Raw genomic sequence first — 21,437 nt, 5'->3', positions numbered from 1 at the left:
TCATGCTGCGACCTGGTCGGCCGCACCATGGGTCTGGCAGTTCTTCGGGCAGACGCGGGCGCAGGCTCCACAGCCAATGCAGCGGCCGGCATGATCGACAACCATGATCATGCGATTGAGCTCGCCGTCGAAATCGTCGTCTTCGCCGTCGCAGGCGCCGAGGATTTCACCCGCGTCGTCGACGCCGTGAAGGTGCATGACCTCGCGCGAGCAGACCTTGAAACAGCGACCGCAGCCGATACAAGTCTTGCCATCTATAACGGTCAGATATTCCGGCATCCATATGGAGCCGTCGCGGGTGGTGAATGTGCTCCTCATCGTAAATTCTTCATTGCAGCGAGCTCTCTCCTGGCACCATCCAACTCGGCAAAAGCGGCGTACGCTTTCTCGGCAACTTCCTCTATCTCAGTCCATTGGACCGGGAGATCCTCTGCAAGGTCGCGCAATTTCATCTTGGCAACCGCCGCGCGCAGCTGAAGCTTTCGGACCTTCTTTCCCATCTCGTCTAGGTTTGACATAAATCCTTCCTCGAAATCGGTTTCTTCACGCCCGCGCCTCGGGATAGGCAATAGCTGCAGTCGCATCGTCGACCAGTTTCGTACCGGCCTCCGCGAGTTTCCGGAAAGTCTCGAAGCCGAACCGGTGGACGTCTCGACAGAACGACCCAACCGCCCGACCGTGAAAACCAGGCGCTCGAAGCCCCCATCGGTTTCATCTCCATCATTGGCGATGTGATCAGGCCGGAGCCCTCCTCGATCGCAAGCCTGACGGCGGTGTAAAACATGTCCAGCCTCCACAGCACATCCGGAGCAGGATCGGCGATGATGGGGATGGCACGGCGCTGTTCCTTGGTGATGATGAAGTCGGCCAGCAGCTCGGTGTCCGCTCTGCCTTCCCATGAGCCGTAGGAGTCTTGAGCACGGATCAGCCGCAGGAGGCATTTGACGAACGGGTTGGCAAGGGCCGCCTTGTCCTCGTTCATGGCAGGGCCAACCGGGGCATCAGACATTTCGCCTTCTCCTCAATTTCAGTCCTCGTCCTCGATGGACGATTTCTGTTTTCGGGGACGCCTGCTTCGAGCACACTTGCGCAGCCGACGTCCGGCTCCGGGCGGCCGAATCCACGCAATTGCTGTCCCGCTAGCCGATCTTGAAGAGGTCCTCGACTGCGGGGTCTTCCATCGCGGCCAGAATTCGCGTCGAGCATCCCGTCTCCCGCGATGCGGCCGGAGGTCATTACAAGATTTGAACCTCCAACTTGCGGCAAGCGATGCGCCCTGTGCTGCAATGGACATACTTACTGCGGGCTCGCCGCAGACAATGGGCGAATTGGCCAGGGTTCAATTCCAATTGTCATCCCCTTGCGATCTTTGCTCATGAGGCGACTGCGGTTTGATTTTCAGGAGCCTTGTTTTGTGGAACCACACAAAGATCCGCGTAGCAGGCGTTCTCACCCGTGTAATTGGCCAGGGCTTGGAGCAATGGGCTAAGGTAGTGCTGTTTGATGTGGTCCGGCATTGTCTCCGGATCACCCAGAGATTTCAATGCCACCTCGATCAACTCGATCGCGCGATCCTTGTTGCCGCTCTCGTAATAATACTGAGCGACCGGGAGGTACCAACGGAATTTAAGGGGGCCGTCGCCTTGTGGAGGATTCAGTGTCAGGATCTGTTCCGAGAGCTTGTCGCCCATCGCAAAGCGCTCAGCACGGGGGAGATGGGAGTTCTCCATCGCGGGATCGAAGAGTTGGTTCAGGGCCATGACCATCCAAGACACGGCCTCGAATTTTTTGTCGATCGCGTCCTCGACCAATTGGCGCATGAGTGGCAAGCCGGCCCGCATGTCGCGCAGCTTGTGAAGCAGTAGATTCGCATGAGTGCGCCGGAACTCGATATTGTCTGGCATCAAGGCGAGGCCTTCTTCGATGGCCGCGAGTGCCGCCGTCCAATCCCTGGCCTCCATCGCCGGCCGAAGTTTGGCGTATATCGGCTTGGTCAGCGATTGTTCGCGCGCTGTGCGTTGGTGACTGGCAATCCGTTCCTTATCGGCGGCTTTCGCTTCATCGCTGGTGCGCCAGCTGCCGTTAAGCACTTTCGGCAAAACCTCATCGAGTTGCATCGGATGACCGATAAAGGCGATGTGGCCGTCTCGGTCGACCACGAACGAGGCCGGAATCCCGACAGACAAGCTGGGTTCCCTCCAAAGCTTGTTCATTTCTCCTGTGTAGTCGAACGCGATCCGATAGTTCAGGTTCGAGCACTTTTCGGTCAACCACGCGTCCAACTTGGTTCGGGCCTCAACGGCCGTTGGAGCGTGTTCCTCATCAGCCGCGACTCCGACGACCTCAAGTCCGCTGTCCTTGTATTTCTCCTGCAGCTGCATCAGATGGGGCATCGCCGCCACACATGGTCCGCACCAAGTTGCCCAAAATTCGACGATGTACACTTTGTCGGGCTGGAAGTTCGTGAGGGGCTCGCCACGCAGCCAGTCCTCCACTTTGATCAAAGGAGCCGGGGACTCCATCTGCAATACCATGTTGCTCTCCAAAGCTATTGCCAAAGGTTGCGCGCTTTATGCGCGAGCCTGTTTCCCCCTTAGAGACGGGGCAGAAGGTTCAAGGAAAGGAGAGTATCGCTCGTCTTGCTCGTCTGCATGCAGTCAGCCTTCACTCAGTGTTGCCGCATCTCAATTTGCAAAGGCCGTGCCAGCGCGCTCAGCGCGCAATAAGCCCATGATTGCGCTTTGAAAAACCTCCAGGTGGCTAAGATGGCCGGTTGTATTGAACCCGACATGTTTTCTGCCGCTGTCAGGTTTTGGACACGCATCACGCGCTTCGCTCCGCCAGAAAAAGCGTGGCCACGGACGACGCAACATATATTCGGGTTGAGAGATGAGTAGATGGACATCATGACTGCGCGGGCTAACGCCATGCTCTTATCATCGTCCGCCTCACACCACCTGGCTTGAGCTTCTTGCCGTTCCGGTTGTCAGGCTGTAGCGGATCTCGACATTTGCGATTGCGAGGCCCGCTCCATCCAAGCGCCGCCTGTGCCCTGCCCTCTTCCGCCTGCGATTGGATTCCTAGCTGGCCGCATAGGAGTTCTTCGACGAAGCCGGGCCAGCTGCGGCTCGCGAATACCGCCATTGTAAGATTGACGATGATTGTGGCGAAAAAGGCCAGGATGAGTGCCGGCATGTGCCGGCCGGCGAACTCTCCGGGATTCCTGCTTGTATCGTTATCTTCTGTGTGCCCTGTGCACAGGCGCAAAAGGGACCCCATGGTGCGAATGTGAGCGTTGTCGGAATTGACTGAGCCCAAAGACCGCCCGGTCGCCATGCGGGTCGGGCCGGACCGACTGAAAACGCTGAAGATGCGGCCGCCCTCGCCGCTACTGGCTACCGTCCCAGGCGATGATAACGTGATTGATGCCATCGATTCCCGCCGACTACGGCCAAGAGCACAACCGTCTCGACTTGAAGTTGAGGGCCTGGGCCACGGCACGGTCTTTGCTTCGTTCAGCTCCCAGCCAATAGTGAAGGAGATCGCGATAGCGCGCATGCGATGCCGCTACGGCTCCGAACTCGGCCTGCCGCGCTGAAATGGCTCTCCTTCTCTCCTGACGCCGACCTGCGAAGCCGTGGTTTGGCTCTCTATTGAGGAGCGCCTCTACCTCTGCGCGGCCGGTGGTCGCCGTTTTACGGGTCATCTCGGGCGAGCAGAACCGCCGAGAGCGCTCTAGCGACGTCCGGGATGGTTTCGGGGACGGCGCTTTCAGATTGGCTGCGAGGAGCTTCGCGAAATTTCCCGCGTTTGCCGCGACCTTTCTCCGAATTGGCATCAGGATCGGCGACCCAGGGGAGTCGAGCTTCCAACAGCATCGATGCTACCCGGAGCCAGTCAGCGAGCCAAAAACAACGGCAATGGCAGCTTCCCAACTATCCATCTCGTGACGCCGCCGAAGAGCCGCTCGCGCAGCCGCCGGCTGCCATAAGCGCCCATGACGATCATATCGGCGGACGTGTCGATTGCGTGCTGCGCCAGCACCGTTGCCACCGGTTTGCCGGCGCTCAGCAGCCTGTCAACCGACACCCGGGCACCGTGGCGAGTGAGATAGGCAGCGATGTCGGCTCCCGGCTCCGCGCTGTTCCCGTTGTAGTTCGCCTTCGGATCGACCAGGGCGACACAAACTTCCTCGGCACCGGATAGGACATCCAGGGCCTCCCGAACCGCACGCGACGCCTCGGCTCGCGAATCCCAGCCGACCAGCACGCGCCGTGGCGACAGGGTCGCCTCAGCGCCCTTGGGCACGACAAGCACCGGCTTTCCCGTATCGAACAAGCTGCCGTTGACAACAGGAGGTCCGAGACCATCGTCGTTGAGAAGTGCGGGGCCGACGATAGTCAGGTCGGCGTAGAGCGCCCGCTGTCGCACCACGTCACCGACGCTGGCCGGGTCGCAATAGTCGGTATCGACGTCATGGCATAGCGACATCGCTCTCAGCAGTTTCTGGATTTCGCTGTACCGTTTTTCCAGTCTGGCCATGTCCTGTGAAAATCTCTCGGTTTGCCGAAACCGTTTGTCCAATCTGGCGATGGCCTGTGCGCGTTGTACAGGCCACTCGAGGATGCCATCGGCGAGCGGCGGAGGCGACATGACGAGCGGCGGAGGCGACATAATCAGTACGGAAAGGTGCGCGCCGACTTCGGCACACAAGCCGGCAGCTATTCTGACGTCCCGATCGGAATGGTCAGCCCCCGTCACACACAGTACGCTTTTAAAACCCATTTGCCTGCTTCTTCCTGAGTATTCGTTTAGGTGCGTTTCAAAGCCGCAAGACCGGCTCTCAACGCGATGGAGATGCGAGTGGCACCACACCCGGTACCGATTCAGCCGTCCGGCCTCTCGAGCGAGTAGCCGGCAGACCTGGTGGTCCGGATGACGGTGGAGGGCGAGGCCGCCTTCAGCGCCTTTCTGAGCCGGCTCATATGGACATCGACGGTGCGTACACCGACGTGGATGTTGGCCGGCCAGGCCGCGCCGATCAGCGCGTCCCGGGTGAAGACCTTGCCTGGAGTCTCAAGCAGCAGCCGCAGCAGGTTGAACTCGATCGGCCCGAGATGGATGTCGTGGCCATTGCCACGAACCCGGTGGGCGTCGAGCCTCATCTCAAGGTCGCCACACGAGAGCCAGCCGCCGTTTTCAACCCCGTTCGAACCCCGCTTCGTCAGCGCTAGCCTCGCCCGTAGACAATCGAGCAGCTTGGCCGGGGCGATCGGCCGGACAAAGCTTTCGTCAATGCCTGCCTTCAGGAGATCGAGGTGCTGGTTCTCGGCGCCGGGCGCGATCAGGGCAATAATGGGCAGGCCGCCGGTCCGGGGCTCCCGCTTGAGCCGGGCGCAGATTGCGGACCCGGTTATGCTCGCTGGCCCGCAGTCCAGCACCACGGCCTGGAAGTCCCGTTCGTCGGCCAATGCAAGCGCTTCCTTGGCGCCGCCTGCCGGCTCACTGGTGAAACCGTCGACCTCCAGGATGTGGCTAAGGAACAGATAGAACTCGGCATCTTGCGAACAGATCAGGACGAGTGGCTTCATCAGCGCTACCCCAGGAACCAAATCGGTCTCGACCGCGTCGGTTGAGTGGACTGGCATCGCAGCTCCTCAAGGCCGGACATGCCCCCCTTGTTCGAAACTCGGTTCCATCACGCCCGCGCCACGTCGGGATAGGCTTCAATGGCTGCGATCGCATCGCCGGCCAGTTTCGTACCGGCCTGTGCGAGTTTCCAGAACGTCTCAAAGCCGAACCGGTGGACGTCGCGCAGGGTCTTCGAAAGCACGACCAGCCGTCCGGCCGTGAACAGCACGCGCCCAAAGCCCTCATGGCTCATCTCCATCATCGGCGATGCCATCAGGCCGCAGCGCTCTTCGATCGCAAGCCCGACGGCGGCATAGAACTTGTCGAGCCTCCACAGCACGTCCGGATCGGGATCGCCGATAATCGGGATCGCACGACGCTGTTCCTTGGTGATGATGAAGTCGCCCAGAAGCTCGGCATCCGGTTTGCCTTCCCATGACCCGTAGGAATCCTGAGCACGGATCAGCCGCACGAGGCATTTGACGAACGGGGTGGCAAGGGCCGCCTCGTCCTCGGCGACAGCAGGGCTAGCCGCGGCATCTGACATTTCGCCTTCTCCTCATTTCAGTCGTCCTCGTCCTCGAAGGACGGTTTCTTCTCGGCGACGCCTGCCTCCGCCAGCACCTTGCGCAGCCAGGGGGGAGGACACGTCCTGAGCATCATCTGCGTCCGCAACAGCACCTCCTGGATGCTTTGGGGCTGCGCCACCTTGATCGGATGGATTTTTGCCGAAACAACCTTGGCTGCCGAAGGTCCGCCGATCGCCAGACAAAACAGAAGATGACAGCCCTTCAGCGCCTCCACCTTCGGCGTGATGCGATCATCGCCCTCGCTCCGATGCTCCCCGCTCTCGTCGGAAACGTCATCGAAGGCCACGGCTTCCACAAGGTTCCATTCCTCGCGCGTCACGTCGTACACAGCAAAGCGTGTGGCCGACCCGAAATGCGCATTGAGGTCCTTCATGTCTTGCGTGGCGATGGCCACGCGCAATGCGCCTGCTCGTCGTTCCGGCATCGGTGCGTGAACCTCGTCAGTGACGAGCGACAGGCGACGAAAGGAGCTCATCTGGCATTTCTCGCTTACGGAATGGATCAAGTGCCTCGGGCGTCGGCGCGTGCTGGTTGGCCTGGAAGATGTTGGCAACCTCGAAGATCAGGTCGCGGGTGCCCTGATAGAGGATTGTGAGCTTGTGCTGGCTGCCGAGCCGGTCGAAGACCGGGAAGCCGACGCGCATGAGCGGAATGCCAAGGCGCTGCGCCGCCTGGCGGCCGTGGGAATGGGTGACGAGAAGATCAGCGCCGGCGGCAAGAGCTTCCAAATCGCCGAGATCGCCGATCTGAACCGACTGCGCCGGTACTTTTTCCAGAATTTTCGACATATCGGTCGTGGCGACGGCCGCCGCGATTTCGGAGCCCATGCCGATGAAGAAAGTCGCGAGTTGATAGAGTTGGTCTGGTTCAGCAGCGATCGCAATTTTCTTGCCTCCGAAATGGAAATGTCCGTCGAGCAACGCATCCTGCAATTGCGCCCTTCGGCGGCGCGCCCCTGCCGGCACAGGCTCGCCCGAAATCGCGGACAGCAGGGAGACGAACCGATCGGCGCTCTTCAATCCGGTCAGCGACTGGAACAGCACGTAAGGCACGCCGGTCAATTTCTGCAGCACCTCGGCGGGGCGGCGCATATGCTCGCCGATGGCGATGCAGTGCTCGGCTGTGCCAAGTTCGCGGATATCCTCGACGCTGATGCCGCCATAGGTGGTCGTGACCCAGCGGTCGGGCACAGTACCGTCAAGTGAGCCTGAGACGTCCGGCAGAATCAATGGCTCGAGTCCGACGCTTTCAACCATCTCACGCAAATGCTCGATGTCAGCCACGGTGAGGTTCCAGCCGGGCAGGATCGCGATCTTCTTCGACTGCCGCACCTGCTCGCCAGGCCGTGTAATGCCTTCGATCATCGCGGTGACAGCCTTGGCCCAGCCCTCTTCGACCGCGCCGTCGAAATCCGGCGTGTTGGCCAGAATGAGCTCCGTACCCGCGAGTTCTTCCGCGTGCTTCAGCCTGATGTCGGCAATGTCTCCTGCTGAATCTTCGCCACGGGTTTCCACCAGCGCCGTCGTGCAGACCCCGATCAGCTTTGGTTTTGTCCGAACCTTGAGGTTGAGGATCGCCTCTTCCAAATTGTCCGCCCCGCCGAGGATCGTCGTTACTTCGTCCATCGCGGTGGTCTGCAGGGGGATCGCTTCCTTGAAATGCCGCACGAAGAGCACGAGGGCGAAGCTGGTGCAGCCCTGGCTGCCGTGGAACAGTGGCATCGCGCCGTCGACCCCAAGAAAGGCCAAGGCGGCCCCAAGCGGCTGCGACGACTTCAGCGGATTGACCGCGGCTGATTTGGTCTGGGAAAGGATGTGGGCCATCGGATTTCCTCAACACTCGCCGAAATCGTCGGTCGTCGTGCCGGCAAATTCCTGGACAGCGTGCAAGGTCGCGGTCGCGCTCTTCGTGCCCGGCAGTTCGTCCACTACCGCAGGCTGGCAATCCCACGGTGCCGGCTCCCGCACCTGGGACCAGATCGGGTTATGAATGGCGAGGTCGATCTGGCGTACGAGTTCCACCATGCCGTCATAGCCGGCATAAGGGTGTTGGCGCTCCTGGTTGATATCGAGCCAGGGTGTCTTGGCCTTAAGCGCGATGAATTGCGTGCGCCCGCCCGACAGCATGATATCGGCCTTATGTTCTGACAGCATGGCGTAAAGCTCGCGCGCTGCCATCTGCTCGAACATGTGGTTGTCGTCCTTCAGGATCTGCTTGATGCGCTCCTTGTCTTCGACTGTGGATTTCTTGACCGAGGTGCCGACGATCTCCATGCCGATCTCCATCAGCGCATGGACGACCGACCAGGATTTGACACCACCTGTATTGAGAAGCACGCGCTTGCCTTGAAGCCGCCGCCGGTAGGCCTCGAGCTTCCTCCACGCAATCGCCTCTTCCACTGCGATCATCGTCTGTGTGCGGGCGAGGATCTCCGGATCGGCGCCCTTCCTCACGAGCAGCTCAGCAATGTTGCGAAGTGCTTCCGAGGTGTCGGCAATGCCGTAGAAGGAGCCTTCGAAGAACGGGATGTCCCAGCGCTCCTCCATCTTGCGGGCCAGATTGATGAGTGCCGTCGAGCACACGACCATAGCGGCCCGGGCGCGGTGCGCGGAAGCAACGTCAAGGAAGCGCGCGTCGCCCGGAATGCAGGCGCGCACCCGGATGCCTAGCCGATCAAGCAGCGGCTTCACCAGCCAGAATTCGCCGGAGAGGTTGAATTCGCCAAGGATGTTGATGTCGTACGGCCCGGCGTCGTCGGGTTCTACCGTGCCGATGACGTGATCGAGCAACGCCTCGGCGGCGAGCTTGTTGCCGAGGTTCTTGGAGCCGGCCAAGCCCGGCGCATTGACCGGCACCACAGCCAAGCCGAATTTCTCCGTCGCACGCTTGCAGACGGCCTCGATGTCGTCGCCGATCAGCGCCGTCACACAGGTTGAATAGACGAAGATCGCTGGGGGCGCGTAAGCTTCCTTGATCTCGCGGATCGCTTTGAAAAGCTTGCGCTCGCCCTGCCCCATCACCACGTCGAGTTCGGTCAGATCGGTTGTGAAGCTTGTGCGCCAAAGCGTTGCCCCCGACGAAGCCGCCCCCCGGTTGTCCCAGGAATTGCCCTCGCAGGCGAGCGGCGCATGAACCAGGTGCGCGACGTCGGTGATCGGCTGCAGGACGATCTTGGCGCCGTCAAAGGCGCAGCCGCCGGCTGCCGCGCCGGGGGTCAGCGGCTTCGAGCAGCCCTCTTTGCGCGCCTTGGCATCCTTGCCGCGGTTTCTATCGCAGGCGGGCTCATTGAAGACATCCTGAATTTTGCCGCTGAGCGAGGACATTGCGTCGGTCTCCAAAAGTGCATTGGAAGGCGGCCAGCCTTGGCGAAAGGCCGGCCGCCGCTGCTAGCGGGTGAGGTCATAGGAATAGTCCGTCACGCCCGTCTCGCTTGTCTCGCGATCGAGCTTGTCGAAGATCTTGTCGAGGATCGTCGTCAGGACGCGTAACCCGCCTTGGTAGCCCATGAGCGCGAAGCGATGGTGATGGTGCCGGTCGAAGATAGGAAACATCAGCCGGATCAGCGGCGTGCCGGTGTCGCGCTCCAGATACTTGCCATAGGAATTGCCGATCAGCAGGTCGACCGGCTCGGTGAAGAGCAGCGAACGCATCGCCCAGAGGTCCTTGCCCGGCCAGACCTGAGCGTCCTTGCCGAAGGGCGAGGATGCAAGCAGTTCCTTCATCTCGGCTTGCCACGCCGAGGTGCCGTTGGTGGCGAGGCAATGGGTGGGCTCGCCGCCGGTCTCCATGACGAAGCGGGCCATGGCGTAGACGAAGTCCGGATCGCCGTAGATCGCATATTTCTTGCCGTGCAGCCAGGACTGGCTGTCCGCCATGGCATCAACCAGTCGGCCGCGCTCAAGGCGAATTGTCTCGGGGATTTCGTTGCCGGAAATCGCGGAGACCTTCATCAGGAGTTCGTCGGTCGCCTGGACGCCGAGGGGGTAATGGAACGAGGCCGTCGCCTGCCCGACTTCCCGGCAGTAGTCCAGCGTTTTTCGGGTGTTGTAATACTGCAGCGAAAGCGTCGCCTCGGCGTTGAGTGCCTTCTTCACGTCTTCGATCTTCGTGCCGCCGTCATACATGCGGTATTCGCCGTCCGACGGCGTGTCGAACTGGTCAGAGGCGTCCTGGATGAAAGTGTAGGACAGGCTCATCAGATCGAGCAGGCGCTTGAGTTCCCGGTTGTTGCCGACGCAAAAGCCGTCGAAACCGGGAATGATGTTGATGGTTCCCCCGGCTTCCGTGCGCTCCTGGCCTTTCCAGAAGTGCTCCAGAATGCCCTTGACCATTACGTCATAGCCATCGACATGGCTGCCGACGAAGGCCGGCGTATGGGCGAAGGGCACGTCGAAGTCGCGCGGGACCGAGTTTTCGTCCTTGGCGTTCTCGATGAAGCTGTGCAGGTCGTCGCCAATGACCTCCGCCATACAAGTCGTCGAGACGGCGATCATCTTCGGATCGTAGAGCTGGTAAGTGTTGGCGAGCCCATCGACCATGTTCTTCAAGCCGCCGAAAACTGCTGCGTCCTCGGTCATCGAGGAGGAAACCGCCGAAGCAGGCTCCTTGAAATGGCGCGACAGGTGCGAGCGGTAATAGGCCACGCAGCCCTGGCTGCCGTGGACGAAAGACATGGTTCGCTCGAAGCCCGCGGCCGCGAACACCGCGCCGAGCGGCTGACAGGCCTTGGCGGGGTTCACCACAAGAGCTTCGCGGGCGAGGTTCATTTCGCGGTATTCCCACGTCTTGGTGAATTCGCGTTGATCGGTAACGATTTGATCCGGGTGCGGACATTCGAAATTCAGCTTCTTCTCCGCGAGCATCTGCCTGTATTCCGGCTCGCGGAAAAGGGGAGCGTGGTCGAGAATTTTTTCAGCCGACTGCGGCATTGGTGATTACCTCTTTTTCATCTGGCCGCCCCATAAGGCTGCTCAGGGGACGTGGAGACGTTTTCAGGTGCCCCGCGGGCCACGGGGCCGCGGGCGTTCATCGTCTCCCTTGGGGAGACCAGGCTAAGGCCCGGGTGTTATTCGGCAGCCATCGCCCGCCCACGGCTCGGGCTTTTTTTCCAAGGGGCGTCGTACAGGCCCCAGACGGGGTTGTTGATGGCAAGATCCACGTCGCGGGCGAAAATGGCAAAGCCGTCATAGCCATGATACGGTCCCGAATAGTCCCAGGAGTGCATCTGGCGGAACGGTATGCCCATCTTCTGCACCGGGTATTTTTCCTTGATGCCAGAACCGACGAGGTTAGGGCGAACCCCCTCGATGAACTTCTCCAACTCGTAACCGGTCACATCATCATAGATCAGCGTGCCGTTCCTTACGTAATGGCCGGTGCGCTGATAGTCGTCGTTGTGGGCGAACTCGTAGCCTGTGCCGACGATAACCATGCCGAGGTCCTCGTAGGCGGTGATGACATGGCGGGGGCGCAGGCCGCCGACATAGAGCATCACGGTATTGCCTTCGAGGCGCGGCCGGTACTTGGCAACGACGGCATCAACAAGTGGTCTGTACTTGGCGATGACCTTCTCAGTCTTCTCCTCGATTTCAGGCCCAAAATGCCTGGCTATCTTGCGCAGGGAGGCTTCGATCTGGGAGGGGCCGAAGAAATTGTACTCCATCCAGGCGACGCCATACTTTTCGTCCATGTGCCGGCAGATGTAGTTCATCGACCTGTAGCAATGGATGAGATTGAGCTTGGCCTTCGGCGCGCGCTCTATCTCGGCGAGCGTGGCGTCGCCCGACCAGTTGCCGACCACGCGCAGCCCTATCTCCTCGAGCAGGATGCGCGAGGCCCAGGCGTCGCCGCCGATATTGTAGTCGCCGATCACGTTGACGTCGTAAGGGCCGGCCTCGAACTCGACGTCCTTCTTCTCGAAGACCCAGTCGCGGATCGCGTCGTTGGCGATGTGGTGGCCGAGCGATTGCGAGACGCCGCGGAAGCCCTCGCAGCGCACCGGCACGATCGTCTTGCCGTGCTCCTTGGCCTTGTTGCGGGACACGGCTTCGGTGTCGTCGCCAATCAGGCCGATCGGGCATTCGGATTGCACGCTCATGCCGTTGTTGAGAGGAAAAAGTCCCTCAATCTCGTCGATGATCTGTTCCAGCTTCTTGTCCCCGCCGAAAACGATGTCCTTCTCCTGGAAGTCGGAGGTGAACTGCATTGTCCCGAACGTGTCGATGCCGGTCGTACCGACATAGTAGTTGCGGCGCTGCGACCAGGAATATTGCCCGCAGCCGACCGGGCCGTGCGAGATATGGACCATATCCTTGATTGGACCCCACACCACGCCCTTAGAGCCGGCATAAGCGCAGCCACGAATCGTCATCACGCCGGGTATGGACTTGATGTTCGATTTGACGTCGCATTCGGAGACGACCTCGCCTTCCTCGCCAGCCTCGTCCCCGCTCTTTGCGACGCTGAGGTGCTTTTTGCGGCGCTTCGCCGCCTTATCGGGATATTGCGACAGCACCTCCTCGATAAGCTTCGCATGGAGAGTGCCGTCATTCTCGTATTCCAGGCTCATGGGACCCCTATAAAGGTTTGAGTGACGCCTCACCGACGAGGCGCCGTTCTTTGAAAGGCGCGTCAGCTCAAGGCCGCGCCTCGTGGCGGCAGGGGCGGTTACTGAGGGACCGCCTTTACGGCTTCCTTGGCCTGAAGCTCGGCAAGCATCTGCTCGTCGGTCTTCATGATGCCGAAGTCGAGCAGCATATCCTCGAGCTCCTCCATGGTGATCGGGGTCGGCACGGTGCCCTGCCCCGAATTGCCATGGATCTTCTCGGCCAGCGCGCGGTATTCCCCCGCCTGCTTGGAGTCCGGTGCATACTGGATTACCGACATCTTCCTGAGCTCGGCGTGCTGGACGATGTTGTCGCGCGGCACGAAATGGATGAGCTTGGAATTGAGCCTGGAAGCCAGTGCTTCGGCTAGGTCGAGCTCGCGGTCGGTTTGACGCTCGTTGCAAATCAGGCCGCCGAGCCGCACGCCGCCCGAATGGGCATATTTCAGAATGCCCTTGGCGATGTTGTTGGCGGCATAGAGCGCCATCATCTCGCCGGACATGACGATGTAGATTTCCTGGGCCTTGCCCTCGCGGATCGGCATCGCGAAGCCGCCGCACACCACGTCCCCGAGCACGTCGTAGGAGACATAGTCGACATCGTCATAGGCGCCGTTCTCCTCGAGGAAGTTGATCGAGGTGATGACGCCGCGCCCGGCGCAGCCGACACCCGGCTCGGGACCGCCGGATTCCACGCACTTGATGCCTTTATAGCCGACCTTGAGCACGTCCTGGAGTTCGAGGTCTTCGACCGAACCTTCCTCTGCCGCGAGGTGCAGGACCGTATCCTGCGCCTTCGAGTTCAGGATCAGGCGGGTGGAGTCGGCTTTGGGGTCGCAGCCGACGATGAGGATCTTCTGCCCAAGGTCGACAAGTGCGGCGAGCGTATTTTGGGAGGTGGTGGACTTGCCAATGCCCCCCTTGCCGTAGAATGCGATCTGACGCAGACCTGACATGTAGCTTTCCTTCCTTCGTTCCATCCATCGCGGCTGCCCGCGACATGCCGGTCGGCAGCTCTTGCCGCCTCAAACCCAAAGGGTTTCAAGACTCGTGCCAACTTGGCTGATCGGACAGAAGAGAAATTTTGATATTGCTTTTCAGCTATTTAGCCTGAGGGCAAACAGTGCTTGTCGAACAAGCCCGTGTAGCGGAAGCGACAAAGGCGACGGAAAGTGTCGGATGGCGCTGCTCGAGACCGCTACAGGTTGACCTCGGACTATGCGCAGGTCATCAAGATTTACGGCGACGTTCCGGAAGGCACCAAGGGCCGCTACAGCCCCGCCGAAGCACCGGCGTCAAGAAGACCGGCGTTGAAGGTTCGCCCGATCTGGCGCACGTCAGCACGTCGCACGTCGCACGTTGAACGCCAGAACCTCACCATGCGCATGCAGATGCGTCGATTCACGCGCCTCACCAATGCGTTCTCCAAGAAGTTTGAGAATCACATGCATATGGTTGCGCTGTACACGGTCTGGTACAACTTCATTCGCATCCACAAGACGCTCAAGACCTCGCCAGCGATGGCCGCTGGCGTGTCGGCTACTCTCTGGTCAATGGACGATCTGTGCGAGAAGATGGACGCTGTTGCTCCGAAGCCGGGCAAGCGCGGGCCGTATCAGAAGCGAGTCGCCTAACCGGACCATCTTGCTAAGTCAGCATAGATGGCGCATTAACCGCCGTGGCCTAAAGGGGACAAAAGCCCCTAGGGAGCATGCGATGGTTGCCGTCTTAGAGCACATCGTCCACTCGGTAGCGAGTTGGGGACGCGCATCACGCAGTCCGAGTCAGTCGGTCATCAGCAATAGAGGTGAGCCCGCTCCAGAGGTTCACCGGGTTGGCGAGTATTACGCTGATTACAGCGCGCTCACCGACGCGGACTTAGCTGCGTCTGATCCAGAAGCGGATGCATTCATTGCGCGCAGCAGAGTAGTTTCCTCTAAGCGCTTGTGATAGCCACCCCTTATGGGGTGGACGTTCCTTCAAATCGACACGCTGCCAGATCCAGGCGACATTGTCTGGTGCAGATTCCCTATTCGCGAACGACCAGGTCAACACCTGGGCCGTGGTCGCGTCCTGCGCTTGTCCTTGAGAGTGATATCCACGACGACCCTCAAAACGAACACACGATTTGGCAGTGTGCTAGTTTGCTATGGCACCGATTTGCAAAAGATAGGGAAAAGGCCACACTTCCCGATAAAAACCAAGGCCCCCGCGATCGAAATTGGGCTGCACAAGCCGACTGCTTTCGGGCTAGATGGCGGCAACGTCAAGCGCCTTATTTGGTGCTCGGAATTCTTCGTTCCTCCCGACTATATGCGGAATCAGGGGCTGGCCATCGGTCAACTGAACGAAGCAGAGCGAGTAAGTGTGCGCGAACTTTTGGCGAAGGCCTAAATTTCAAACTGAGACATGAACGTCATTCGCGACCGGCAATAGCGGTGCTGACGGAACAAAACCTGCGGTTCCTGACCGATTAGCCGTTAGCGGCGCGTTCGCGCTTCGCGGTCGGCGAGGGCACACGTACTGACGTCGCCCAGGCCAACGCTTCGCGCGCCTCCGCCACGGCGCAATTGGCCGCTGCCCGCGAGCAGGTTATGGTGAGCGCGACGACCTATCGTCAGATCGTCGGCCACGAGCCGGGCAAGCTCAAGGCCGCTTCGCCGCTGTCGAAGCTTTTGGCGTCGAGCCTCGATGTGGCAATCGTGACTGCATCAAGCGGGCACCCCGCAATCCTCGCCTCCCAGCACCAGGTCGATGCGGCGGGTTTTCGGTGAAGTCGGCCCAAGGTGCGCTTCCGCCGGCGTCTCCGGCGCCTATCGCAACACCTTGCCTGCCGCCAGCGAGGAGGACGGTACGACCAATTCAGCCAGTATCGGTGCCACGTTGACCATACCGATCTATTCGGGTGCACGCACCTCGGCGGTTGTGCGCAGGAGTAAGGAGTCGCTCAGCCAGGCCCGGATCGAGGTCGACGTCAGCCATGAGCAGGTGCGCCAGGCCGTCACCGCCGGCTGGACCGAGTACACCGGGCAGCAAAGCCTCGCGGCCAACGGGCAAGTGATCGAGGCCCCGAAGCAGGCCTTGAACGGCGTCGAAGAAAGCAATGTCGGCCAGCGCACCAGGCTTCGACGTTCTCAACGCCCAAGCCACGGTCATCGACGCAAAGATCAAACAGATCAATGTTGAACACGACGTGGTGGTGGCGAGTTACCGCATCTTACAAGCGATCGGTCACCTGTCGGCCGAGCGGCTGGACCTGCAGGTGACCAAATACAAGCCAGGAACACTACAAGGCTGTCAGGGATAGTTGGATTGGTCTGCGCAGGCCGGATGGGCGATAAACTGCGGGGTGAGTAGCAATGTACAAGTTTGCTGCCAAAGACTTGATGGCAAGCGCCATCACCCCGACAATCATGCCGACCGCCTGTAGGCCTTGTGCGGGTAGTCAATGGCAGAACAACGGAAATCGCGGATGCCAAAAGATACGCCCGTGCTGCCCGCGACGGTGAAGGTGAAGCTGTCGCCCAGACCAGCCAAGCCTTGGCCCGGACGGCTCGGCGGGGCGCTCGCGCCCACGAGGTTGGTAGCAGTTCCAACTGCGGTCTGGCCAAGTGGTTTAAACAGCCACATAAACGCGCACCGATCCCTCGCGGTCGACCTGTTCTTCCTTTTTGAATAGTTAGGACCGACACAGGGCAGTTCGCGAGATAGCTGCGTCTCGGCGCTACGCCCTTCAGCTAGCCGCCTTATCCCTTTCGCCTTCTCGGTGCTCTGGCGATCTGGTCCGGCCCTGGCGGCGCTGCCGCCCAGGATGCGGTACAGCTTCGATCATTGAGCAACTGGTCCAGGCGGACTTTGGCAAGCGCTAGCTCGGCTGCGCGGCGGCTCTCCTGGGCGTCGAGCCAGATCCCGAGCCCGATACCACCCGACCGGTAATGGGCCTCTTGCAGCTGCTCAACTTCCTGCGCGGGCGCGAGGGCATTGCGAAGGCGACGCGCCTGTTCGGCATAGTCGGCCCGTGCACCGAGTGCGTCGGCAACTTCGGAGAAGGCCTTGAGCAAGGTAGAGCGGAAATTGAGGACCTCTTTTTCATACAATGCCCTGGAATGCGCAACCTTCAGCTTCACGTCCTTGAGATTGAGGACGGACAAGGCAGCGTTTGCACTTAACATCGCAACGGGATCGGATATGAACGCGAGCAATTCTGGGCTGCTGGTGTTGAGACCGCCGGTGAGCGAAATGGTCGGATAGAATCCGGCCCGAATTTCGTCAACGTCTTTCAGCGTGGCACGCAGCCTTGCCTCTGCGGCTCGCAAGTCTGGGCGGCGGGCGAGCAGGCCGGCCGGCAGTCCAGCCTGAATTGGGGGCAGCTTTTTACTTGGCAGGCGCTGCGGCTCTGGAACAGGAATGGGGGCGCCATTCAAGAGCACAATCAGCTTGTTCCGGAGAACGAGACGCTCCTGCGTCCGCGCCGACACCGTCGCTGCCTGCTCCTCCACCTTTTGCTCGGCCTGCCAGAGTTCTAGGTCGGAAACCGCACCGGCGGCCATCTTGGTGCGCACGAGCGCCCGGGTCTGCTTGACGTCGGCAAGGCTGGCTTGCGCGGACGTGAGCAACTGATTAGCGTACGCGATCTTGAAATACGCATCAATGGTTCCGGCGATGGCGAGGTGGCGCTCGGCTTCGTATTCTTCCGATTTCGCGTAGGCCTTGAAATCCGCATTGTCCCTCTTTGCCGCCAGCTTGCGCCACAGATCAATCTCATAAGACACATCGATAGAAGCCGACGATTTGGCCGCCTCCTCGCCAAGAAGTTCGGTTCTACTGTTGAAGCTGGGCAACAAGGCGTGCGCAGCGATATCTGCCTCGAGTAGGGCGCCATATGCGCCATTGGCCGCGAGGTGGACTTTATTGTTTCGGCCGAGGACGTCCCCCACAAGCTTGTCGAGATTTGGGTCCCCGAACGCCTGCCACCAACAATCCGCGCTGGCCTGCACAGCACCTGCAGTCGTAGCGGTCGACCAGCGGGGCCCGGCGGGGAGTTCGGGGCGATGATATGTGCTCGACAGGCTGCAACCCACGAGTAAGACAAGGTAACCGGGTACCGTCAGTCTGATGAGCTTCATTTCAACCTTTTTGAGAGCGCGGTATCAGGCGCGAGGCGTAAGGACGGGAAAGCAGCCGAAGCTCATGCGGATGCCGAGCGCTAAACAGGGGCGTGATCAGCGCAAACAGCTGCGAGGCGGACCTCATCATTTTTGTGAATGGCCTCGCCGAGAAGCTCGAGATTGGGACCCCAACACCAGCCAGCGGTAGACTGCGCTGACTTCGATGGTACCCGCTGCCGCACTGGTCAACGGGCCCACGCTCCGGGCCAGGATATATCCTCGAGAGGCTGGTGCAACCCGCGAGCAAGACAATAGACGACGTAAGATCAGTCTGACGAGCGTCATTTCTCAATCTCTTGACAGGGCATCCACGGGATTCAGGCGAGAAGCATTTCGGGCGGGAAGGAAGCCGAAGGTCAGGCCGATCCAGAACGCGACTACGCAGGCAGCGACAATAGCCTTCACGGAGATGATCATCGGGAACTCGCTGCCCGCCAATGTGCCTGCTATGCCGAGTGCCAGTGCCACGCCTAAAATTGAACCGGCGATGCAGATTGTGACAGCCTCGATCAGGAACTGAAGCATGATGTCGCTGCGGCGCGCTCCGACGGCCATGCGCAAGCCGATCTCGCGAGTCCGTTCCGTGACGGAGACCAGCATGATGTTCATGACACCAATGCCCCCGACAACCAGCGAGATCACGGCGACGGAGGAGATCAGCAGCGACATTGCCTGAGATGTGCGCTCCATCGTCTTGCGCATCTGGTCGATGTTGTCGACGACGAAGTCCTTCGTGCCGTGCCGACGAGTCATCAGGCCGACGACGGCGCGCTCGGCGACGCGCGTGTCGACAGAATCGGCGACCCGTACCATCAGCGCGTCAAGGCTTGAATCGGCATCCTGTAGTCTGCCGTTCACGGCCGTATAAGGAAGCAAGACCTGCAGGCTGTCATTCGAAAAAATCGAGGGCCGCGCAAAAACGCCGACAATAACGACGGGAACTTGGTCGATCACGAAGATCCTGCCGAGCGGTGATTCGCCCTGAGGGAAGAGAGTTGCGGCCGTCTTGTCACTGATCACCGCTTCTTGGCGGCGCTTAGAGATGGTCTCGGCCGAAAAAAATGAGCCCTTCAGCAGCTTGAGCGCGTAGACCCGGAAATAGTCTTGGCTGACGCCGATAACGGTCGCCGCGACGGAGATGCGCCCCAAATGAATTTTTGCGGATCTCGAGACTTCCGGGGTCACGCTATCGACGTAGGATTGGGCAGCGAGCGCATCGGCATCCGAGACGACCAGCGTCGTGATGCTTGAAGCGCGCTCGTCACCCCAACCGCGCCCGGGAGAGATCCGCAGGGAGCTGGCTCCGAATCCGCCTATCTGGCCCAGAATCGTCTGACGGGTGCCCTCGCCGATACCGACGACCCCCACAACCGCCGCTATGCCGATAAGGATGCCAAGCATTGTGAGGAAGGTGCGTGCGCGATCCGCGGCCCTCGATCGTTTCGCCGTCGGAAAGGCTTCCACCAAGCGACGCCCGAAGGCCGAGAGCGCAACGACCCTGCCGTCGTGGGACGCCCCCGGCGCCTGCCCATCGGTCTTGTGGTCACGAGTCCGGCGGTCGGAGAGGATGAACCCGTCGCGGATTTCGATAATGCGGTCAGCGTGACCTGCGACCCCCATGTCGTGAGTCACGATTATGATCGTATGACCGTCGGCATAAAGTTCCTTCAGGACATCGAGAACGGTTTCACCGCTCTTGTTGTCGAGCGCCCCCGTCGGCTCGTCGGCGAGGATGATGCGACCGCCGTTCATCAATGCACGGGCGATCGAGACCCTCTGTTGCTGGCCGCCCGATAGCTGGTTCGGACGGTGGTCGAGACGATCACCGAGACCCAGCCTGCGCAGAAGAGATGTCGACCTCTCCCGGCGCGAGCCGGCCCCGACGCCGGCATAGACAGCGGGCATCGCCACGTTGTCGGCCGCGTTAAGCGTTCCGAGAAGATGATAGCGTTGGAAGATGAAGCCGAAATGTTCCCGTCTCAACGCCGCCAGGTCGTTCGCCGTCAAGCCGGCAACACTGCGGCCGCCGACGCGATAGTCACCAGAACTCGGCTGGTCCAAGCACCCCAGGATATTCATCAGCGTCGTCTTGCCTGAGCCGCTTGCGCCGACGATCGCCACCAGTTCGCCACTCGCGATGGAGAGGCTGACGCCGGCCAGCGCCATAATCGTCTCGTCTCCGGCCTGGTAAACCCGCGAAACGTTCTTGATCTCGAGCAGTGTGCTCATTCGGTTGCCTCTCCGTCGGAGGGTATGATGACTTCGTCACCGACAGAGAGACCCTCGATCACCTGCGCCTTGATCCTGTCAGTCAAACCTATTGTCACCAGGCGCTCCGCGAGTGCGTGGCTTGGCGTGCGAACCTGCACATGGTAGCGACCTTGCCCATCGCGTTCAGTCAGAGCCGACCATGCCACGAGCGGTACGTTTTCGGCCTGGCCGCAAATAATCGTAACGACGGCGTTCATCATGGGTCGGAGTCGCCCATCCGGGTTCGGTGTGGCAAAGAGGCCGTTGTAGTAGACTGCCGATGCCGTGGTTTGCGCATCTGACCCCATGCTTGGCTCATCGGCAATCGATGCAGGCGCGGGCTCGATCTGTTCCAGTACGCTTGCAGTAGGGGTTCGAGTGCCCCCCAGGATCGTGAACCGAACATTCTGACCTGGCTTTACGCGGCCGATGTCGGCTTCCGATATCTGCACGTTGACCCGCATGACGTCGAGCTGTGCAAGAACCACAATCGTCGGGACGGCCTGATTTGAGTTCAGCGTCTGACCCTCTTTACTCACGACAGCAACAACGACGCCGTCCATCGGCGCGGTGACCTTCGTGTAGGCGAGGGTTGCGAGAGCATCCTCAACCCCGATCGTTTTCTCGGCGATCTGCGCTTCAAGCTGCTCCACTTGCGCCTCCAGCGCCAAGAACTCCGCTTGCGCTTTCTCCAGGTCGGCGGCCGATACTACTTTGCTGCCACTCAGGGTCCTTTGCCTCCGGAAGGCCAGTTCGGCTTCTTTCAGCCGTATTTCGCGTTCCTTGCGCAGCGCCTTGACATTGGCGAGGCTGGCTTCAGCGGTGCGCAGTTTGTTCTGCTGTTGCGTAGCGTCAATTTCGGCGATCAAGTCGCCAAACTTGACCGGCTGACCGAGCTCGACATGCAGCGTCTTCAGTTGGCCCGATACCTGGGCACCAACTCTAACCGTACGGGCAGGCTCCAAAACGCCGTTCGCAAGAACGGTCTCCTCGACAGAACCGAGCACCACCGGTTCGGTGAGGACGGGATCGGGCGTTTTGCTGTCGAATGCGCCGGTCGCGGATGCGATGGCGAACACCACCGGGGCAATCCCCAGGACCCAAAGGAGCGCCCTTGTATTAGCCTTCAGCAACACTCACCTCCGCTCTGATAACACATTTTTGTTGCTGTCTCGGCTCATCCCCCGAGCTGAA

At 60.5% G+C, this 21,437-nt stretch carries 18 protein-coding genes and 2 pseudogenes; 3 read left to right on the top strand and 17 right to left on the bottom strand.

What is annotated here, in order from left to right; all coding sequences use genetic code 11:
- The 14 genes and pseudogenes from fdxB to nifH form a co-directional block, all read right to left on the bottom strand.
- On the bottom strand, positions 1-318 hold the full coding sequence (gene fdxB / locus HNQ71_RS32385; protein WP_184878173.1) for a ferredoxin III, nif-specific: 318 nt from the start codon (positions 316-318) through the stop codon (positions 1-3).
- Positions 315-518, bottom strand: coding sequence for a CCE_0567 family metalloprotein (locus HNQ71_RS32380; RefSeq protein ID WP_184878172.1), 204 nt, complete (start codon positions 516-518; stop codon positions 315-317). Before HNQ71_RS32380 ends, fdxB begins: the two co-directional genes overlap by 4 nt.
- A 25-nt stretch (positions 519-543) precedes the next feature.
- Positions 544-1,009 (bottom strand): annotated as a pseudogene (locus HNQ71_RS32375) (NifX-associated nitrogen fixation protein).
- A gap of 364 nt (positions 1,010-1,373) precedes the next feature.
- Positions 1,374-2,534 (bottom strand): TlpA disulfide reductase family protein, encoded by a 1,161-nt coding sequence (locus HNQ71_RS32370; protein WP_184878170.1) that lies wholly within the window; start codon positions 2,532-2,534, stop codon positions 1,374-1,376.
- 385 nt (positions 2,535-2,919) lie between these two features.
- Positions 2,920-3,195 carry a FixH family protein gene (locus HNQ71_RS32365; protein WP_184878168.1) on the bottom strand — a complete coding sequence of 92 codons (276 nt, stop codon included), beginning with the start codon at positions 3,193-3,195 and terminating at the stop codon, positions 2,920-2,922.
- Between the two features lie 702 nt (positions 3,196-3,897).
- Positions 3,898-4,785: a universal stress protein gene (locus tag HNQ71_RS32360; protein ID WP_184878166.1), complete on the bottom strand. Its 888-nt coding sequence runs from the start codon at positions 4,783-4,785 to the stop codon at positions 3,898-3,900.
- A gap of 101 nt (positions 4,786-4,886) precedes the next feature.
- The gene (locus HNQ71_RS32355; RefSeq protein ID WP_246462292.1) at positions 4,887-5,648 is read right to left on the bottom strand and encodes a response regulator transcription factor; all 762 of its coding nucleotides are present in this window, start codon (positions 5,646-5,648) and stop codon (positions 4,887-4,889) included.
- 50 nt (positions 5,649-5,698) lie between these two features.
- A complete protein-coding gene (locus HNQ71_RS32350; RefSeq protein ID WP_184878156.1) occupies positions 5,699-6,178 on the bottom strand; it encodes a NifX-associated nitrogen fixation protein in 480 nt (159 codons plus the stop codon).
- A gap of 17 nt (positions 6,179-6,195) precedes the next feature.
- The gene (gene nifX / locus HNQ71_RS32345; RefSeq protein ID WP_184878154.1) at positions 6,196-6,696 is read right to left on the bottom strand and encodes a nitrogen fixation protein NifX; all 501 of its coding nucleotides are present in this window, start codon (positions 6,694-6,696) and stop codon (positions 6,196-6,198) included.
- Positions 6,662-8,044: a nitrogenase iron-molybdenum cofactor biosynthesis protein NifN gene (nifN, locus tag HNQ71_RS32340; RefSeq protein ID WP_184878152.1), complete on the bottom strand. Its 1,383-nt coding sequence runs from the start codon at positions 8,042-8,044 to the stop codon at positions 6,662-6,664. The genes nifX and nifN overlap by 35 nt, the downstream gene beginning before the upstream one ends.
- A gap of 9 nt (positions 8,045-8,053) precedes the next feature.
- A complete protein-coding gene (nifE, locus tag HNQ71_RS32335; protein WP_184878150.1) occupies positions 8,054-9,544 on the bottom strand; it encodes a nitrogenase iron-molybdenum cofactor biosynthesis protein NifE in 1,491 nt (496 codons plus the stop codon).
- A gap of 63 nt (positions 9,545-9,607) precedes the next feature.
- On the bottom strand, positions 9,608-11,149 hold the full coding sequence (gene nifK / locus HNQ71_RS32330; RefSeq protein ID WP_184878148.1) for a nitrogenase molybdenum-iron protein subunit beta: 1,542 nt from the start codon (positions 11,147-11,149) through the stop codon (positions 9,608-9,610).
- Between the two features lie 137 nt (positions 11,150-11,286).
- Complete coding sequence (gene nifD, locus HNQ71_RS32325; RefSeq protein WP_184878146.1) at positions 11,287-12,789, bottom strand: nitrogenase molybdenum-iron protein alpha chain; 1,503 nt, start codon at positions 12,787-12,789, stop codon at positions 11,287-11,289.
- Between the two features lie 98 nt (positions 12,790-12,887).
- Entirely contained in the window at positions 12,888-13,781 is an 894-nt protein-coding gene (gene nifH, locus HNQ71_RS32320; protein WP_184878144.1) for a nitrogenase iron protein, read from the bottom strand.
- Positions 13,782-14,039: 258 nt separating this feature from the next.
- On the opposite strand from nifH, the pseudogene HNQ71_RS32315 reads away from it, so the two are divergent.
- The 3 genes and pseudogenes from HNQ71_RS32315 to HNQ71_RS36075 form a co-directional block, all read left to right on the top strand.
- Positions 14,040-14,459, top strand: a pseudogene (locus tag HNQ71_RS32315) (IS1 family transposase); the annotation flags it as partial.
- Positions 14,460-15,422: 963 nt separating this feature from the next.
- Positions 15,423-15,599: a hypothetical protein gene (locus HNQ71_RS36080; protein ID WP_246462290.1), complete on the top strand. Its 177-nt coding sequence runs from the start codon at positions 15,423-15,425 to the stop codon at positions 15,597-15,599.
- Positions 15,600-15,928: 329 nt separating this feature from the next.
- Positions 15,929-16,132 (top strand): hypothetical protein, encoded by a 204-nt coding sequence (locus tag HNQ71_RS36075; RefSeq protein ID WP_246462316.1) that lies wholly within the window; start codon positions 15,929-15,931, stop codon positions 16,130-16,132.
- 439 nt (positions 16,133-16,571) lie between these two features.
- Here HNQ71_RS36075 and HNQ71_RS32305 read toward each other — a convergent pair whose 3' ends face one another.
- From HNQ71_RS32305 to HNQ71_RS32295, 3 genes are all read right to left on the bottom strand, one after another.
- On the bottom strand, positions 16,572-17,951 hold the full coding sequence (locus HNQ71_RS32305) for a TolC family protein (protein ID WP_184878140.1): 1,380 nt from the start codon (positions 17,949-17,951) through the stop codon (positions 16,572-16,574).
- A gap of 330 nt (positions 17,952-18,281) precedes the next feature.
- Positions 18,282-20,222 carry a MacB family efflux pump subunit gene (locus tag HNQ71_RS32300; RefSeq protein ID WP_184878139.1) on the bottom strand — a complete coding sequence of 647 codons (1,941 nt, stop codon included), beginning with the start codon at positions 20,220-20,222 and terminating at the stop codon, positions 18,282-18,284.
- A complete protein-coding gene (locus tag HNQ71_RS32295) occupies positions 20,219-21,376 on the bottom strand; it encodes an efflux RND transporter periplasmic adaptor subunit (protein WP_246462271.1) in 1,158 nt (385 codons plus the stop codon). The genes HNQ71_RS32300 and HNQ71_RS32295 overlap by 4 nt, the downstream gene beginning before the upstream one ends.
- Positions 21,377-21,437: the final 61 nt, after the last annotated feature.

It is taken from the genome of Mesorhizobium sangaii (genome assembly GCF_014207355.1).
Taxonomy (GTDB): domain Bacteria; phylum Pseudomonadota; class Alphaproteobacteria; order Rhizobiales; family Rhizobiaceae; genus Mesorhizobium; species Mesorhizobium sangaii.
This window is presented reverse-complemented; position numbering and strand designations above follow the sequence as displayed.

Coding starts and splice junctions, on each gene's coding strand:
- HNQ71_RS32365 (WP_184878168.1), bottom strand. CDS start 3,195: ATGCCGGCACTCATCCTGGCCTTTTTCGCCACAATCATCGTCAATCTT.
- nifX (WP_184878154.1), bottom strand. CDS start 6,696: ATGAGCTCCTTTCGTCGCCTGTCGCTCGTCACTGACGAGGTTCACGCA.
- nifD (WP_184878146.1), bottom strand. CDS start 12,789: ATGAGCCTGGAATACGAGAATGACGGCACTCTCCATGCGAAGCTTATC.
- HNQ71_RS32370 (WP_184878170.1), bottom strand. CDS start 2,534: ATGGTATTGCAGATGGAGTCCCCGGCTCCTTTGATCAAAGTGGAGGAC.
- HNQ71_RS32380 (WP_184878172.1), bottom strand. CDS start 518: ATGTCAAACCTAGACGAGATGGGAAAGAAGGTCCGAAAGCTTCAGCTG.
- nifK (WP_184878148.1), bottom strand. CDS start 11,149: ATGCCGCAGTCGGCTGAAAAAATTCTCGACCACGCTCCCCTTTTCCGC.
- HNQ71_RS36075 (WP_246462316.1), top strand. CDS start 15,929: ATGTCGGCCAGCGCACCAGGCTTCGACGTTCTCAACGCCCAAGCCACG.
- HNQ71_RS32350 (WP_184878156.1), bottom strand. CDS start 6,178: ATGTCAGATGCCGCGGCTAGCCCTGCTGTCGCCGAGGACGAGGCGGCC.
- HNQ71_RS32355 (WP_246462292.1), bottom strand. CDS start 5,648: ATGCCAGTCCACTCAACCGACGCGGTCGAGACCGATTTGGTTCCTGGG.
- HNQ71_RS32305 (WP_184878140.1), bottom strand. CDS start 17,951: ATGAAGCTCATCAGACTGACGGTACCCGGTTACCTTGTCTTACTCGTG.
- nifE (WP_184878150.1), bottom strand. CDS start 9,544: ATGTCCTCGCTCAGCGGCAAAATTCAGGATGTCTTCAATGAGCCCGCC.
- HNQ71_RS32360 (WP_184878166.1), bottom strand. CDS start 4,785: ATGGGTTTTAAAAGCGTACTGTGTGTGACGGGGGCTGACCATTCCGAT.
- nifN (WP_184878152.1), bottom strand. CDS start 8,044: ATGGCCCACATCCTTTCCCAGACCAAATCAGCCGCGGTCAATCCGCTG.
- nifH (WP_184878144.1), bottom strand. CDS start 13,781: ATGTCAGGTCTGCGTCAGATCGCATTCTACGGCAAGGGGGGCATTGGC.
- fdxB (WP_184878173.1), bottom strand. CDS start 318: ATGAGGAGCACATTCACCACCCGCGACGGCTCCATATGGATGCCGGAA.
- HNQ71_RS32300 (WP_184878139.1), bottom strand. CDS start 20,222: ATGAGCACACTGCTCGAGATCAAGAACGTTTCGCGGGTTTACCAGGCC.